11 protein-coding genes are annotated in these 15,593 nt (G+C 68.0%); 3 read left to right on the top strand and 8 right to left on the bottom strand.

Annotated features, from left to right (window positions below):
* Positions 1–277 precede the first annotated feature (277 nt).
* On the top strand, positions 278–1,969 hold the full coding sequence (gene ybaL / locus AC3DE2_RS12850) for a YbaL family putative K(+) efflux transporter (protein ID WP_488426496.1): 1,692 nt from the start codon (positions 278–280) through the stop codon (positions 1,967–1,969).
* Positions 1,970–1,975: 6 nt separating this feature from the next.
* On the opposite strand, the gene AC3DE2_RS12845 is transcribed toward ybaL, so the two are convergent.
* A complete protein-coding gene (locus AC3DE2_RS12845) occupies positions 1,976–4,234 on the bottom strand; it encodes an EAL domain-containing protein (RefSeq protein WP_488426494.1) in 2,259 nt (752 codons plus the stop codon).
* Between the two features lie 123 nt (positions 4,235–4,357).
* Positions 4,358–6,946 carry an ATP-dependent chaperone ClpB gene (gene clpB / locus AC3DE2_RS12840; RefSeq protein WP_488426492.1) on the bottom strand — a complete coding sequence of 863 codons (2,589 nt, stop codon included), beginning with the start codon at positions 6,944–6,946 and terminating at the stop codon, positions 4,358–4,360.
* Between the two features lie 115 nt (positions 6,947–7,061).
* Between clpB and AC3DE2_RS12835 the strand changes: the two genes are divergently transcribed.
* Positions 7,062–7,319 (top strand): GIY-YIG nuclease family protein, encoded by a 258-nt coding sequence (locus tag AC3DE2_RS12835; RefSeq protein WP_488426490.1) that lies wholly within the window; start codon positions 7,062–7,064, stop codon positions 7,317–7,319.
* Between the two features lie 21 nt (positions 7,320–7,340).
* Here AC3DE2_RS12835 and AC3DE2_RS12830 read toward each other — a convergent pair whose 3' ends face one another.
* Complete coding sequence (locus tag AC3DE2_RS12830) at positions 7,341–8,915, bottom strand: SulP family inorganic anion transporter (protein ID WP_488426488.1); 1,575 nt, start codon at positions 8,913–8,915, stop codon at positions 7,341–7,343.
* 283 nt (positions 8,916–9,198) lie between these two features.
* Positions 9,199–9,684 (bottom strand): DUF3574 domain-containing protein, encoded by a 486-nt coding sequence (locus AC3DE2_RS12825; RefSeq protein WP_488426486.1) that lies wholly within the window; start codon positions 9,682–9,684, stop codon positions 9,199–9,201.
* 312 nt (positions 9,685–9,996) lie between these two features.
* On the opposite strand from AC3DE2_RS12825, the gene AC3DE2_RS12820 reads away from it, so the two are divergent.
* Entirely contained in the window at positions 9,997–12,420 is a 2,424-nt protein-coding gene (locus tag AC3DE2_RS12820) for a TonB-dependent receptor plug domain-containing protein (protein ID WP_295380616.1), read from the top strand.
* Between the two features lie 458 nt (positions 12,421–12,878).
* On the opposite strand, the gene AC3DE2_RS12815 is transcribed toward AC3DE2_RS12820, so the two are convergent.
* Genes AC3DE2_RS12815 through rluD form a run of 4 tightly spaced genes read right to left on the bottom strand, consistent with a single transcriptional unit; the run spans position 12,879 to position 15,550 of the window.
* A complete protein-coding gene (locus tag AC3DE2_RS12815) occupies positions 12,879–13,298 on the bottom strand; it encodes a thiol-disulfide oxidoreductase DCC family protein (RefSeq protein WP_295380615.1) in 420 nt (139 codons plus the stop codon).
* Positions 13,288–13,842, bottom strand: a complete 555-nt coding sequence (locus AC3DE2_RS12810; RefSeq protein WP_295380613.1) for a DUF4166 domain-containing protein — start codon at positions 13,840–13,842, stop codon at positions 13,288–13,290. Before AC3DE2_RS12810 ends, AC3DE2_RS12815 begins: the two co-directional genes overlap by 11 nt.
* The gene (gene pgeF / locus AC3DE2_RS12805; protein WP_295380608.1) at positions 13,824–14,579 is read right to left on the bottom strand and encodes a peptidoglycan editing factor PgeF; all 756 of its coding nucleotides are present in this window, start codon (positions 14,577–14,579) and stop codon (positions 13,824–13,826) included. Before pgeF ends, AC3DE2_RS12810 begins: the two co-directional genes overlap by 19 nt.
* Positions 14,576–15,550 (bottom strand): 23S rRNA pseudouridine(1911/1915/1917) synthase RluD, encoded by a 975-nt coding sequence (gene rluD, locus AC3DE2_RS12800; protein WP_488426484.1) that lies wholly within the window; start codon positions 15,548–15,550, stop codon positions 14,576–14,578. Before rluD ends, pgeF begins: the two co-directional genes overlap by 4 nt.
* Positions 15,551–15,593: the final 43 nt, after the last annotated feature.

Raw genomic sequence — 15,593 nt, 5'->3', positions numbered from 1 at the left:
CGGAAAGCAAATCCCCCTCGGTCCCCCTTTTTCAAAGGGGGAGGAAGAAGCAGGTCTCTGGATCACGAAAGGCACCGAACGCTCGTAGCCCCCTTTGCAAAAGGGGGCGGACGCCGAAGACGACGGGGGATTTGCTTTCCGCCGCCCGTCCGTCGGCACCGGCTCGCCCGGGCGGCACCCCGGTGTAGGATGAACGCGCCGCTCAGTTTTCCGTTTGCCGCAGCGGCGCCGCATCGGCGAAACTCGACCTCCTTTCCCCTGGAAAACGCGAGCCTCGATGCATCATGACACCGACCTGATCAACATCGTCGCCATTGGCCTCGCCCTCGCCTTCGTCCTCGGCGCGGTGGCCAATCGGTTGCGGCTGTCTCCGTTGGTCGGGTATCTGGTGGCGGGCATCTGCGTCGGGCCTTTCAGCCCGGGCTTCGTGGGCGACCAGGAACTGGCCAAGCAGCTCGCCGAAATCGGCGTGATGCTGCTGATGTTCGGGGTCGGCCTGCACTTCTCGCTGAAGGACCTCATGGAGGTCAAGTGGATCGCCATCCCCGGCGCGCTGGTGCAGATCAGCGCCGCCACCCTGCTCGGTTGGGGCCTGGCGGCATTGATGGGATGGCCCACGCTGTACGGCATCGTCTTCGGGTTCTCGCTGGCGACCGCCAGCACCGTGGTGCTGCTGCGGGCGATGGAGGAACGGCGCCTGCTGGACACCTCGCGCGGGCGCATCGCGGTCGGCTGGCTGATCGTCGAGGACCTGGCCTGCGTCCTGGCCCTGGTGATGATGCCGGTGATCGGCGGCCTGGCAGGCCAGCAGGGCGAGACCGGCGGCCTCAGCGCCGGCGCGATCATCGCCAGCCTGGGCTGGACCCTGCTGAAACTGGCGCTGTTCGTCACCGTGATGCTGGTGGTGGGGCGGCGGGTCATCCCGTGGATCCTGGAACGTACCGCCAGCACCGGTTCGCGCGAACTGTTCACCCTGTCGGTGCTGGCCATCGCGCTGGGCGTGGCGTTCGGCTCGGCGACCCTGTTCGGCGTGTCCTACGCGCTGGGTGCGTTCTTCGCTGGCATGCTGCTCAACGAATCCGAACTGAGCCACAAGGCGGCCAACGATTCGCTGCCGCTGCGCGATGCCTTCGCGGTGCTGTTCTTCGTCTCGGTCGGCATGCTGTTCGACCCGAACATCCTGGTCGAGCATCCGTTCGAGGTGCTGGGCACCGCTTTCATCATCCTGTTCGGCAAGTCGGCCGCCGCCTACCTGATCGTGCGCGCGTTCGGCCATCCCAATGCCACCGCGCTGACCATTTCAGCCAGCCTGGCCCAAATTGGCGAGTTCGCCTTCATCATCGCCGGCCTCGGCATGGACCTGAAGATCCTGCCCAAGGAAGGCCATGATCTGGTGCTGGCCGGCGCGCTGATCTCGATCATGCTCAATCCGCTGATCTTCGGCCTGCTGGATCGCTGGCAGGCGCGCCAGGATGCCGCCGCGCCGAAGGAAGTCGAACCGGAACCACCACCGGGTCCGTCCCTGGACGTGCAGGACCACGCCATCATCATCGGCTACGGCCGGGTGGGCAGTTCGCTGGCGCACGTGCTGCACGAGCGTGGCGTGCCGCTGATCGTCATCGACGACAACGGCGAGCACGTCGAGCGCGCGCACGCGGCGGGCATCCCCGCCATCCGTGGCAGCGCCGCCGCCGACAAGGTGCTGGCGGAGGCGCATCCGGAGAAAGCCAAGATCGCGGTGCTGGCCATCCCGCAACCGCTGGAGGCCGGCGAGGCCATCGCCAAGCTGCGCGCGATCAATCCGGGCCTGACCCTGCTGGCGCGCGCGCACAGCGACGCCGAAGTGCGCCACCTGCTGGAACACGGCGCCGACGGCGCGGTGCTGGCCGAACGCGAACTGGCCTTCTCGCTGGCGGAAATGGTGATGGCCACGCCGCCCTACCGCGCGCTGCGCGCGACGACCGGCTGAGCCGGCTCAGGGCGCGTACTGCAGTTCGCGGGGCAGCGCCTCGGCGAGTATTTCGGACAACGGCCGGGGCGGCGCGTACAGGTCGCCCTGTACCCAGTCCACGTGCAGTTCCCGCAGGCAGTCGGCGGTGATGTCGTCTTCGACGAATTCGGCCACCGTCTCGGCGCCGAACACGCCGGCCACCGCCACCGTCGCCTGCACCAGGGCGTGATCGCTGCCGCGCTGGGCGACGTTGCGTATGAACGAGCCGTCGATCTTGATCACGTCGGCCGGAAGTTCCTTCAGCCGCGCGAAGCTCTGCATGCCGGTGCCGAAGTCGTCGATGGCGATCTGGCAGCCGCGCGCGCGCAGGTCGCGCAGCAGCCGGCTCGCGGCCGAAGTGCTGGAGATGGCGGCGGACTCGGTGACCTCGAAGCACAGCGCCGTCAGCGGCAGCGGCGAGTCCGCCAGCAGGGTCCTCAGTTCCACCTGGAAACTCATCGACGCCAGGCTCTGGCCGGTGAGGTTGATGGCGATGCGCTCGCAGTACGGCAGCGCTTCCGGATACTTCCGCAGCAGCCGGAACAGCGCCTTGATCACCGCCAGGTCCAGTTCCGCGCCGCGGCCGGCCGCCTCGATTGGACGCATGAAGCGCGCGGGCGGAATCAGCCGGCCGTCCTCGTCGCGCAGCCGGCACAGGACTTCGCCGGAAATCGTCAGCGCCGGCTCGGCCGCGTGTTCCAGCCGGCGGATGGCTTGGAAGTGCAGCACCAGCCGCTCGTTGCGCAGGCAGGCCAGCGCGGTCGCCGCATCCTGCAACTGCTGGCGGTGCGCGTGGCGCAGGCGGCCATCGTCGATATCGCTGTAGCGCGGGCGCACTTCGCCGTGCTGGCGCGCATCGAAGGCCAGGTGCGAAGCATTCAGCAGGGCGGTGTCCACCACGTCGGCGAGGGGTTCGCTACCGGCTTCCGGCAACGAAGCCACCCCCAGGTACGGCAGCAACCGCACCGGCTGGCCGTCGGCGACGAACTCGGCATGTTCCACCCGGACGATCAGCCGTTCCCACACGTCATCGTCGGCATCTTTCGCCGGAATCAGCGCGAACTGGCCGGTGCCCAGCACGTACACGTCGGCCAGATCCGACAGGCGCGCGGCCATGCTGCCGACCACCGCGGCCTGCATGTCCAGGCCATAACCGGTCACCAGCGAGTCGCTCTTGTCCAGCAGCAGGAACCCCAGCTCGCGCCGGCCCGGAGGAGCCACCGCCATCCGCCGGCGCAGCGCGCGCAGGTTGGGCAGACCGGTGAGGGTGTCGCGCTGGATCTCCTCGGCCAGCCGGCGCGAAAGCTCGCGCCTGTCCCGGCTGATCACCCACAGATACAGCATCGCCAGCAGCAGGATGTTCACTTCCGCGGCCAGGTGCAGCAGGTTGAACAGGCCCAGCACGGTATTGCCGTAGGCCGCGCTCTCGGACACCGCCAGCACCAGGCAGAACAGCGCCGCCGACAGCGCCAGCATGGAACGCCGCGGCGGCAGTCGCAGCACGAACCAGGCCAGCACCACGAACAGGGCGAAGCGGTAATCCATCAACACCACCGCCGGCCGATCCGCCAGGCCGCCGCGCACCACCTGCGAGGCCCACAGGCTCAGGCCCAGGCCGGCGATCAGCGCCAGCGGCCACGCCCAGCCCGCGGCACGCCCGCGGCGGAACGATTGCCGGCCTTCGCGCCAGGCCACCACCAGCGGCAGCGTGATCACCGCCACCCCGAACTGCTTGGCGAAGAACATCTGGAACGCCGCGCTCAGCGCTTCGGAAGGTGGCGCGATCACCGCCATGGTGCCGCCCAGCAGCGCGCAGCCGGCGGGATAGACCAGCAACCCATACAGCGCCAGGCGACTCAGGCCATGCCGGTCCAGGCGCCCGTGCGACTCCGGCCCACCGGCCCAGCGCGCGCACGCCAGGGTCCAGGCGGCCAGCAGCACCCACATCAACGCGCCCCACACCAGCGGGGCGATCTGTCCCGGTTCCATCGACCATTGCCGCGCCGCCCAGCCCAGCGCGGTGATGCCCAGGGTGGCGAGCACCACCCGGCGATCCGGTTCCAGCAGCGCCAGCGCCAGCAGCAGGCCGGCATGCAGATGGATCAGCGACGCCTCGGCGGTGCCGCCGAAGAAGTCGATGCGGTAACCGATGGCCACCTGCTGGGCGAGCACGCACAGCAGCCCCCACAGGAGGATCTTGCCGGTCCGGCTTCGCCACCATCCTGTCGCTGGCTGTGGGCTCACTGGCTTCCCTGGTGGAGGGACGCACATCGGGCACGTCCACTACCTCGGGAACGCAATCGGGCCCCGGAACCGGACACGACCGCACGACCACGGGATGCGCCCCGTAGCCGTGCTGTTCCAGCCTCAGTGCTTATGGAACACCAGGTGGCCACCCTCGGCGGCAATACGCACCGCGTCTCCGGGGCCGAACTCGCCGGACAGGATCTTCTGCGCCAGCGGATTCTCCAGTTGGGTCTGGATGGCGCGCTTGAGCGGCCGCGCGCCGTACACCGGATCGAAGCCGACGTTGCCCAGCAGCATCAGCGCCGAATCGTCGATCTCCAGGGTGATCTGGCGTTCCGCCAGGCGCTTGGCCAGATAGCGGGTCTGGATGCGCGCGATCTCGCGGATCTGCGCCTTGTCCAGCGGATGGAACACGACGATGTCGTCCAGCCGGTTGATGAACTCCGGACGGAAATGCGTCTGCACCACGCCCATCACCGCGGCCTTCATCTGGGTGTAGCTTTCCGGGCTGTCGCCGCTGTCGGACATGTCCTGGATCAGGTTCGACCCCAGGTTCGAGGTCATCACGATCACGGTGTTGCGGAAATCGACCGTGCGACCCTGGCCATCGGTCAGGCGGCCATCGTCTAGCACCTGCAGCAGGATGTTGAACACGTCCGGATGCGCCTTCTCCACCTCGTCCAGCAGGATCACGCTGTACGGGCGGCGGCGCACCGCCTCGGTCAGGTAGCCGCCTTCCTCATAGCCCACGTAGCCCGGAGGCGCGCCGATCAGCCGGCTGACCGCGTGCTTCTCCATGAACTCGCTCATGTCGATGCGGACCATCGCGTCGGAAGAGTCGAACAGGAACTCGGCCAGCGCCTTGCACAGCTCGGTCTTGCCCACGCCGGTCGGGCCCAGGAACAGGAAGCTGCCTGAGGGACGATTGGGGTCGGACAGGCCGGCGCGCGAACGGCGCACCGCGTCGGACACCACCTTGATCGCCTCCTCCTGGCCGATCACGCGATGGCGCAGGACGTCCTCCATCTTCAGCAGCTTCTCGCGCTCGCCCTCCAGCATCTTGCTGACCGGGATGCCGGTCCAGCGCGACACCACCTCGGCGATCTCCTCGTCGGTGACCTTGTCCTGCAGCAGCTTGAAGCCTTTCTGCTCGGCCTCCTGCGCGGCGGTGAGCTGCTTCTCCAGCGACGGCAACTGGCCGTACTGGATTTCGCTCATGCGCGCGTAGTCCTGGCGGCGCTGGGCGGCTTCCAGATCCAGCTTGGCCCGCTCGATCTGCTCCTTGATTTTGGTGGCGCCGGTCAGCGTGGCCTTCTCGGCCTTCCAGATTTCCTCCAGATCGCTGAATTCCTTCTGCAGGCTGTCGATCTCGCTTTCCAGGTCGGCCAGGCGCTGCCTGGACTGCGCGTCCTTCTCCTTCTTCAGCGCCTCGCGCTGGATCTTCAGCTGGATCAGGCGGCGCTCCATCCGGTCCATCTCTTCCGGCTTGGAGTCGATTTCCATGCGGATGCGGCTGGCCGCCTCGTCCATCAGGTCGATGGCCTTGTCAGGCAGCTGGCGGTCGGCGATGTAGCGGTGCGACAGCGTGGCGGCGGCGACGATCGCCGGGTCGGTGATCTCCACGCCATGGTGGACCGCGTACTTTTCCTTCAGCCCGCGCAGGATGGCGATGGTGTCCTCGACGCTGGGCTCGCCCACGAACACCTTCTGGAAGCGGCGCTCCAGCGCGGCGTCCTTCTCCACGTACTTGCGGTATTCATCGAGGGTGGTCGCGCCGATGCAGTGCAGCTCGCCGCGCGCCAGCGCCGGCTTGAGCATGTTGCCCGCATCCATCGCGCCCTCGGCCTTGCCGGCACCGACCATGGTGTGCAGTTCGTCGATGAACAGGATGATCTGGCCTTCGTTCTTGGCCAGGTCGTTGAGCACCGCCTTCAGGCGTTCCTCGAACTCGCCGCGGAACTTGGCGCCGGCGATCAGCGCGCCCATGTCCAGCGACAGCACGCGCTTGCCACGCAGGCCCTCGGGCACTTCGCCGTTGACGATGCGTTGGGCCAGGCCCTCGACGATCGCGGTCTTGCCCACGCCCGGCTCGCCGATCAGCACCGGATTGTTCTTGGTACGGCGCTGCAGGACCTGGATGGTGCGGCGGATTTCCTCGTCGCGGCCGATTACCGGATCCAGCTTGCCACTCTCGGCGCGCTCGGTCAGATCGATGGTGTACTTCTCCAGCGCCTGGCGCTGGTCCTCGGCGTTCTCCGACTGCACCTTCTCGCCTCCACGCAGTTTGTCGATGGCCGCGCGCAGCTTCTGCTTGTTGGCGCCGGCGGACTTCAGCTCCTGCCCGGCCGCGCCGGTATCGTCCAGCACCGCCAGCAGGAACCATTCACTGGCGATGTATTGATCGCCGTTCTCCTGCGCCAGCTTGTCGGTGACGTTCAACAGGCGGCCCAGATCGTTGCCGATCGAAAGATTGCCGGGCTGGCCGCTGACCTTGGGCAGCTTGTCCAGCGCTTCGCCCAGCCGCTCGCGCAGCAGGGGAATGTTGGCGCCGGCCTGGGCCAGCAGCGGCCGGGTGCTGCCGCCGTTCTGGTCGAGCAGCGCGGTCAGCACGTGGACCGGTTCGATCATGGTGTTGTCGCGGCCCACGGCCAACGACTGCGCGTCCGCCAGCGCCTGCTGGAAACGCGAGGTGAGCTTGTCCATCCGCATCGGGAATACCTCGGGAAGAGAGGCCGGCGAGCACCGGCAATGGTACCCAGATGCGGTTGACGGGAACTGTTTCAAGGTCTGTTGAGACGGAAGTTCAGCCGCCATAATCCCGGCCATGGCCGACCCGTCCCCTTCCTGGCACCTGTACCTGCTGCTGTGCCGGGACGGCAGCTTCTACGCCGGCATCACCACGGATCTGGAGGCCCGCTTCCAGGCTCATCTGGCCGGCAAGGGAGCGCGCTATACCCGCGCGCACCCGCCCGAACGGATTCTCGGCAGCCGCGCCTATCCGGATCGCGCCAGCGCCTCGCGCGCGGAGTGGGAGATCAAGCGGCTGCCCAAGGCGCGCAAGCTGGCCTGGCTGATGTCCTAGACGGGATCGAACCCCGCCGCCCTATCGCTTCTGCAACGACAGCAGGCCCAGCAATGTCGCCAGCGCGACATAGGCGCCGAAGAACTGCCACAGGATCGCCTTCGGCAGGCCCTGCACGTCCCACGGCAGGTAGATGCTGCCGCGCGGGTCCACCGAGTGGATGAAGCCGAACAGGGTCAGCACGGCGCCGATCAGCAACACCACCGCCGCGCGACGGAAGCTCTGATCGATCATCGCCACCAGCGCGGTCGACCAGATCATCGCGGTGATGATGAAGCCGTTGCCCAGCGTCACTATCGCGGCCAGGTCCGGCAGACCATGGCCATCCACGCCGTTGTAGAGCGCGGCGAAGTTTTCCGGCGCGATCCAGGCCGGATTGCCGACCTTGATCACCAGCAGGTAGGCAATCGACGGCAGGAATGCCAGCGCCACCGCCGGCGCGTGCTGGCGCGGACTCTCGTGGAAAGCCTGCACGGTGATGTCCAGGCCGACGTAGACGATGATCGGCGCCAGCACCGCGATCGGCAGCCACTGCACCAGGCCGGACACGTAGCCGAGGATGCCGCCCAGACCGACGAACAATCCGGTCAGCAGCGTGTAGCCCAATCGCGCGCCCATGTGCTTGTAGGCCGGCTGGCCGATGTATGGCGTGGTCTGGGCCACGCCGCCGCAGAAACCTGCCACCAGCGTGGAAATCGCCTCGGCCAGCAGGACGTCGCGGGTGCGGTAGTCGTCGCCGGCCGCGCGCGCGCTTTCGCTGACGTTGATGCCGCCCACCACCATCAGCAGGCCGAACGGCAGCAGCAGCGGCAGGTAGGGCACGGTATGCGGCAGGCCTTCTAGGAAACCCAGCGTCGGCAGCGGCAGGGTGAAGCTCAACGGCACCGCGTCGGGCAGCCTGAACCCCGGCGTGCCCAGTCCGGACAGGCCCAATCCGTAGTACAGCGCGGTGCCGACGATGAAGGCCAGCAGCACGCCCGGAATCTTCACCGGCAGCTTGCCCTTGGCGATCAGCACGTACAGCAGCAGGCCGAAGGTGACGAAACCCACCACCGGCGAGCGCAGGGTTTCGATCAACGGCAGGAAACCCAGCAAGGTCAACGCCGCGCCACCGATGGATCCCAGCAGCGCTGCGCGCGGCACCGCGCGGGTGATGGCGTCGCCGCAGAACGAGAGCACCAGTTTCAACACGCCCATCACCACCAGCGAGGCCATGCCCAGTTGCCAGGTCGCGATGGCAGCCGCCTGCGGATCCAGGCCCTGCTGCTTGAACGCCACGAACGAAGGCCCGAGCACCAGCAGCGCCATGCCGATGCTGGTGGGTGCATCCAGGCCCAGCGGCATCGCGGTGACGTCGTCGCGCCCGGTGCGCGCGGCCAGCCGGTGCGCCATCCAGGTGTAGATGAGGTTGCCCACCAGCACGCCCAGCGCGGTGCCCGGGAACATCCGGGTGAACACCACTTCGGCGGGGAACTGGAAGATGCCGATCAGCGCGGCCGAAATGAAACCGAGGATGGACAGGTTGTCCACCACCAGGCCGAAGAAACCATTGAGATCGCCGGGAACGAACCAGCGCGGACGGGTGTGAGCGGTCATGGGGAAAGGGAGCCGGAGGAGGACGTCATAGTGTCAGAACCGGTTGTCGAGGTGTCGCCCGCGCGGTCCGCCCCTGTAGGAGCGACATGAGTCGCGACAAGGATTTCGATATATCGCAAGCATCGGTTCCGCCGGGAGATCTTCTTGGGGCAAGAAAAGAAAAAGCGCACCACAATCCTGGAACAAACCAACGCGGAATGTTCGGGCGCATGGCTGCGTGGATGTCCCGTCATCCCGGGTCGCGACTTGCGTCGCTCCTAGGAGGGAAAGGACCAGCGATGCCTCAGAACGACACTTCCGCGGGTTGGCGCGACCACAGCACCGACTGGTGGTGCGTCGCCTGCTTCCACGCCAGCCGGATGGCCTCGATGTCGGCGCGGCGCTGCGGGCTGTCCTCGTGCAGGATCACCAGCACTTTCGAATTCAGGCGCTCCGGTCCGTCCTTGCCGCGGAACAGCCACTGGCCGTAGGCGTCGAATACGGTCAGGCCATCCGGGAAACGCGGGGTCACTTCCTTGTCCAGGAACGCGCGCCATTGCGCCTCGCTGATGTTGCTGGCGGCATCGCCTTCCGTGCCCACGCCGAAGTACAGCTCGCTGCGGACCCAGCCCTGGGCCTGGGCCGGGCGGGTGGCATCGCCCTCGAAGGTCGCGGTGACCGGTTGGGACGCGGCGGAGGGCGCGGTACCTGTGGGGGTGGGGGTGGGGGTGGTAGCGCAGGCGCCAAGCGCCAGGACCAGGGACAACAACAACGTGACGCGCAGGCGCATGGAACGACTCCGTGGGGGAACGGTACTGTCGGCCGGGAAACCCGCGCGTCGAAATAACCCGTCGGCATGAGCAGATGGGCAGCGGCCATGACCGCAACGCGGCCAGGTCCCGGCCGGGGCGTTAATATATCGCTTTATCCGGATGGATAGTTAGATCTAGACTGTCCCGCCTCCCCCACAGGCCTTTCCCATGCACCGCCAGCCCTTCCGCAGTTCCTGTTGACGGCCGCCGCCGTTGACCCGCGCCGCCGGCACGATGCCGCGCCGGGCGCGATTCCCCACCCGATTTCCCGTATCGCTCCAGGAGTTTCCATGTCCCGTCCCCTCGTGGCGCCGCTCGGCGTCGCCATCGCACTCGCCCTCTCCGCTCCCGCCTTCGCCCAGGATGCCGGCGCCGGCACCACCGATCTGGACACCGTCATCGTCACCGGCACCCGCGCCCGGGATCGCACGGTGCTGGAATCCACCGCGCCGGTCGACGTGCTGACCGCCGAGGACATCCGCAAGGCCGGCGTGCTCAATGGCGAACTCGGCAGCGCCCTGCAGGCCCTGCTGCCTTCCTTCAACTTTCCACGCCAGTCCAACTCCGGCGGCGCCGATCACGTGCGCGCCGCGCAGCTGCGCGGGCTCAGCCCCAACCAGGTATTGGTGCTGATCAACGGCAAGCGCCGCCACACCAGCGCGCTGGTCAACACCGACAGCAAGATCGGCAAGGGCAACACGCCGGTCGATTTCAACGCCATCCCGGTCAGCGCGATCAAGCGCATCGAGGTGCTGCGCGACGGCGCCGGCGCGCAGTACGGCTCCGACGCGGTGGCCGGCGTCATCAACGTGATCCTCAACGACGCCCCCGAGGGCGGCGCGCTGGAGCTGAGCTATGGCGCGCACCACACCGACGTCGAACCGATCCGCCGCACCGTCACCGATGGCCAGGCCGGCTTCTTCAGTGGCCAGGTCGGCACCGCGCTGGGCAACGAAGGCGGCTTCCTGCGTGTGGGCCTGGAGTATAAGCAGCGCAACGGCACCAACCGCGCCGGCTTCGATCAGATCCCGTTCTTCGAGGAGCAGACCCCCGACAACCTGGCCCTGGCCGGCAAGCGCAACTACTGGCTGGGCGACGGCGAGTCCAAGGACATCAACGGCTGGTTCAACGCCGAACTGCCGGTGGGCGACAGCGCCGAGCTCTATGCCTTCGGCACGTTCCACCAGAGCGACACCCAGGGCGCCAATTACTTCCGCTATCCCGATGGCGTGGCCAACTGGAAAGAGGTGTATCCGAACGGCTACCGCCCGCTGTCGCTGGGCGAGAACCGCGACACCGCCGTGGTCGCCGGCCTGCGCGGGCAATGGGGGGAGTGGGACTACGACGCCAGCGTGAACCATGGCCGCAACGCGTTCACCTACCGCCTTAAGAACTCGCTCAACGCCTCGCTCGGCCCGACCAGTCCGACCCGCTTCCGCACCGGTGACTACGAGTTCCAGCAGACCTTGTTCAACTTCGACGTCAGCCGCGTGTTCGGCGCGCACACCTTCGCCACTGGCGTGGAGTTCCGCCGCGAGGACTACGAGACCGGCGCCGGCGACCCGGCGTCCTACGCCGCCGGTCCCTACACCGACCGCCCGACCGGCTCGCAGGCCGGCGGCGGCCTGACCCCGCAGGACACCGCGGATCTGAGTCGCGAGGTGGGCAGCGTTTACGCCAGCCTGAGCAGCCAGTTCGGCGAGAAGTTCTTCACCGACGTGTCGGCGCGCTACGAGCACTATGACGATTTCGGCGGCGAGCTGACCGGCAAGCTGGCCGCGCGCTACGCGTTCGCGCCCGCCTTCGCGCTGCGCGGCTCGATCTCGAACAATTTCCGCGCCCCGTCGCTGAGCCAGATTGGTTTCGAATCCACCTCCACCGGCTACGACGCCTCCGGCCAGCTGCTGCAGGGCCGCCTGCTGTCGGTCAACAACCCGATCGCCCGCGCGCTCGGCGCCCGCGACCTGCAGCCGGAAAAGTCGGTCAATCTGAGCCTGGGTTTCACCAGCCGCATCGGCGAGCATTTCGACCTGTCGTTCGACGTGTTCCGCATCGACATCGATGACCGCGTGGCCCTGACCGAGCGCATCAGCGGCGATGCCCTCACCGAGTTCGTGCAGGACAACTTCGGCGTGCCCGGCGTGCAGAGCGTCAACTTCTTCATCAACGCCGCCGACACCCGCACCGAGGGTGGCGAACTGGTCGCCAACTGGCGGCAGGGACTGGGCGGCGGGCAGCTGCTGCTGACCGGCACCTGGAGCTACGCCAAGACCGAAATCAAGCGCATCACCGCCACCCCGGCGGAACTGCTGGCGATCGATCCGTCCTACGTCCTGTTCGGCATCGAGGAGAGCAACACCCTCACCGACGCCGCGCCGCGCACCCGCAGCGTGCTCAGCGCCAACTGGAGCAACGACAGGTGGTCGCTGCTGGGCCGGGCCACCCGCCACGGCAGCGCCAAGCGCATCTTCAATTTCGGCGACGGTTTCGAACCGGAGCAGACCTACTCGGCCAAGTGGCAGCTGGACGCGGAAGTCGAATACCGCTTCAGCCCGAAATGGAGCGTGGCGCTGGGCGGCCTGAACCTGACCGACGAGTATCCGGATCTGTCGAACCAGGACATTTACTACTTCGGCAACCTGCCCTACGACGTGCTGTCCCCGATCGGCAGCAACGGCGCGTACTACTACACCCGCGTGCGTTACAGCTTCTGAAGTCGCCGGCCTCCCGCGCCACGCGCGGGAGGCACACCCTACTGATCGGGCGGGCGCCGCGGAACGGGACCGCGCGGCAACCGCACGCCCTCGACGAAAGCTGGCTGGCCAGAGTCACGGGCGGGGCGCCCGTCCGATCAGACCTTCTCCATCTCCGGCCTTGGCGATGGATTCCCGTCATCCGGGCGAAGGCCAGGACCCACTTGCTTTGCGGGCTGCATCTACTCCCCGAAATCCCAATGGATTCCAGCTTTCGCTGGAATGACGATGGGAGGGTCCACTGGCGCAGGAACCCGGCTCCCCAGCAGACGGCGATGGAGCGCACGTACCCATAGCTCAATCGATCCCGTCATCCCAGCGAAAGCTGGGACCCATTTTGCTTCTCGCGTGCCGCACCAACGCTTCAACATCCCGATGGATTCCAGCCCTCGCTGGAATGACGACAACAGAACAAGCGCTCAATCCAGAAAACGCGCGCGCTCGCTGTCATCGGGCACCCGGCACGCCGTGGTGCCGAACCAGCGATAGCGGTTACGTGCCAGCCATCGGTAAAGCGCATCGCGTGCCGATCGCGGCACCAGCACGATCAGGCGCGCGAGCATCCAGGCGCCGCCCAATCCGCCCAGCACGCGGCTTATGGCGTCGGTGTCGGTCCAGGCCCGCGCTTGCTCCAGCAACAGGAATGACGCCGGGTCGTCCGGATCCAGCCCGTGTCGCGCCAGCAGCGCGCGTCCCGCCCTGCCCTGCATCGCGGCGAAACGATAGCGCTGGCGACGATCGTGCCGGAGCAGGAAATCCACCCAGCCATTGCACAGCACGCAGGTGCCGTCGAACACGATGACGGCTTGACCGGCCGCGACCGCCGCCTCATCCGACATCCAGCCATCCCCGGTAATGCACGAGCAGACCGATGCCCGGCAGCGCGGCCCGCACGTCGAAGGCGTAGCGGTCGCCCCGCGCCGATTCCCGCGCCCGCACGCCACCGAACCAGCGCGCCGGCAGCGGAATCCCCAGCGCATGCACGCGCTCGACCGTCCACTCGATGCCGTCGTCGCGGACGCCCAACCGGAATCCGAACCTCACCAGCCCCAGCCGTTCGCACAGCAGGCCATCCCGTTCCCACAGCCGCGAGGACATGGCATGCCCGCGCACATGGCGGATCCAGCGCTCGCTTTCCGGCCGGATGTCGATGTCGACTGCGATCGGCCCGGCTCCCGCCGGCGGCAAGCGGGTGGCCGCGGCGCACAGGCGCGACAGCCAACCGCCCCCACGCAGCACCTCCACTTCGCCGTGGTGACGAACGGGTCCGGTACACAGGTGCAGGCGCCGTACGACCGACGGCAGCGTTTCGAAGTCCTGTCCCAGCAGACGCGCGAAGATCGGCGTCGCCGCGGCGGCCCCGTTTACAACGGATCCATCCATGCCAGCGTCGCCATCCGCCCGGTCTGCGCATCGCGACGGTGCGAGTAGAACCGCCGCGCATCGGTGATCGTGCACAGGCCGCCGCCCGCCACTTCGCGTATCCCGGCGTCAGCCAGGCGCAGCCGCGCCAGCGCATAGAGATCCACCCGCCAGTGATCCGGCCGGGTCGCCACGAACGCCGAGGCCGCGCGTGCGTCGCCGCCCACGAACGCATCGCGCACCTCGGCGCCGATTTCATACGCCTGCGGCCCGGCCGCCGGTCCCAACCAGGCCAGCACCCGGCCCGGATCCACCTGCATGGCTTCCACCGTCCTTTCCAGCACGCCGCCGGCCAGGCCACGCCAGCCGGCGTGGGCTGCGCCGATCACCCGGCCATCGTCGCTGGCGAACACCACCGGCAGGCAGTCGGCGGTGAGGATGGCCAGGACCACGCCGGGCTCGGCGGTGACGGCGGCATCGCCGTCGGGCTCGTCCTGCGCCGTGTCGCGGGCGAAACGCACCACCCCGGTGCCATGGACCTGGTGCAGCCAGCGCGGCGACGACGGCAGCCCGAAACGTTCGACCAGTTCCGCGCGGTTGGCCTCGACCACGGCGGGATCATCCCGGTACTGCCCATAACGGGTGCCCAGGTTGAAGCTGTCGAAGGGCGCCTGCGAACGACCCGCGCCATGGCGCAGCGTGGTAAAGGCATGGACATTGCCCGGCGCCGGCCAGTCGGCCGGGAGGATTGCGCTCATCCGCGCTGCGCCTGGGCGTCGGCACGCAACGCGGCCATCAGTTCCAGCATGTCCGCCGGCACCGGCGCCGAGACCCGGATCGGTTCGCCGCTGATCGGATGGCGGAACTCCAGCGTCTCGGCATGCAGCGCCTGGCGGCGGAATCCGCGCAGCACCGCCACCAGTTCCTCGCTCGCGCCCTTGGGCAGCTTCAGCGGGCCGCCGTACAGCGGGTCGCCGACGATGGGATAACGGATGTGCGCCATGTGCACGCGGATCTGGTGGGTGCGTCCGGTTTCCAGCCGGCATTCCAGCGCGGTGTGGGCGCGGAAGCGCTCGCGCAGGCGGTAGTGGGTGACCGCGTCGCGGCCATCGTCGCGCACCGCCATCTTCAGGCGGTCGCGGGGATGACGGTCGATGGGGGCATTGGCGGTGCCGCCCGAGACCATCGCGCCCACCACCACCGCCAGGTACTGGCGGTGCACTTCGCGCGAGGACAGTTGCTCCACCAGCGCGGTCTGGGCCGGCAGCGTGCGCGCCACCACCATGACCCCGGAGGTGTCCTTGTCCAGCCGGTGGACGATGCCGGCGCGCGGCAGCGTGTTCAGCGAGGCGTCCCGGTGCAGCAGCGCGTTGACCAGGGTGCCGGTCGGGTTGCCGGCCCCGGGATGCACCACCAGTCCGGCCGGCTTGTCCAGGACGAACACGTGCTCGTCCTCGTACAGCACGTCCAGCGGGATGTCCTCGGGTTCGGCGTGGGTCTGGGTCTCCAGCACCACGGCCAGGCTGGCCACTTCGCCGCCGCGGACCGGGTCGCGCGGCTTGACCGCCTGCCCGTCCAGGCGGGCGTCGCCGGACTTGATCCACTCGGCCAGGCGGGAGCGGGAAAATTCGGGGAAAAGCTCGGCCAGCACGGCATCAAAGCGGCGGCCGGCGGCGGATTCGGGCACGCGCACGGTGCGCGGCGCGTCGGCGGGAAGGGTATCGGTCATCGGGTGCGGGGCGGCGAAACCGGGGATGTTCGCCGATTGTTCA

The sequence above is a fragment of the Pseudoxanthomonas sp. 68-E7 genome, from assembly GCF_057773145.1.
This window is presented reverse-complemented; position numbering and strand designations above follow the sequence as displayed.

Bases quoted from the DNA above. Each gene is read 5' to 3' on its own strand.
- ybaL (WP_488426496.1), top strand. From the start codon at position 278: ATGCATCATGACACCGACCTGATCAACATCGTCGCCATTGGCCTCGCC.
- clpB (WP_488426492.1), bottom strand. From the start codon at position 6,946: ATGCGGATGGACAAGCTCACCTCGCGTTTCCAGCAGGCGCTGGCGGAC.
- AC3DE2_RS12835 (WP_488426490.1), top strand. From the start codon at position 7,062: ATGGCCGACCCGTCCCCTTCCTGGCACCTGTACCTGCTGCTGTGCCGG.
- AC3DE2_RS12830 (WP_488426488.1), bottom strand. From the start codon at position 8,915: ATGACCGCTCACACCCGTCCGCGCTGGTTCGTTCCCGGCGATCTCAAT.
- AC3DE2_RS12825 (WP_488426486.1), bottom strand. From the start codon at position 9,684: ATGCGCCTGCGCGTCACGTTGTTGTTGTCCCTGGTCCTGGCGCTTGGC.
- AC3DE2_RS12820 (WP_295380616.1), top strand. From the start codon at position 9,997: ATGTCCCGTCCCCTCGTGGCGCCGCTCGGCGTCGCCATCGCACTCGCC.
- AC3DE2_RS12815 (WP_295380615.1), bottom strand. From the start codon at position 13,298: ATGTCGGATGAGGCGGCGGTCGCGGCCGGTCAAGCCGTCATCGTGTTC.
- AC3DE2_RS12810 (WP_295380613.1), bottom strand. From the start codon at position 13,842: ATGGATGGATCCGTTGTAAACGGGGCCGCCGCGGCGACGCCGATCTTC.
- pgeF (WP_295380608.1), bottom strand. From the start codon at position 14,579: ATGAGCGCAATCCTCCCGGCCGACTGGCCGGCGCCGGGCAATGTCCAT.
- rluD (WP_488426484.1), bottom strand. From the start codon at position 15,550: ATGACCGATACCCTTCCCGCCGACGCGCCGCGCACCGTGCGCGTGCCC.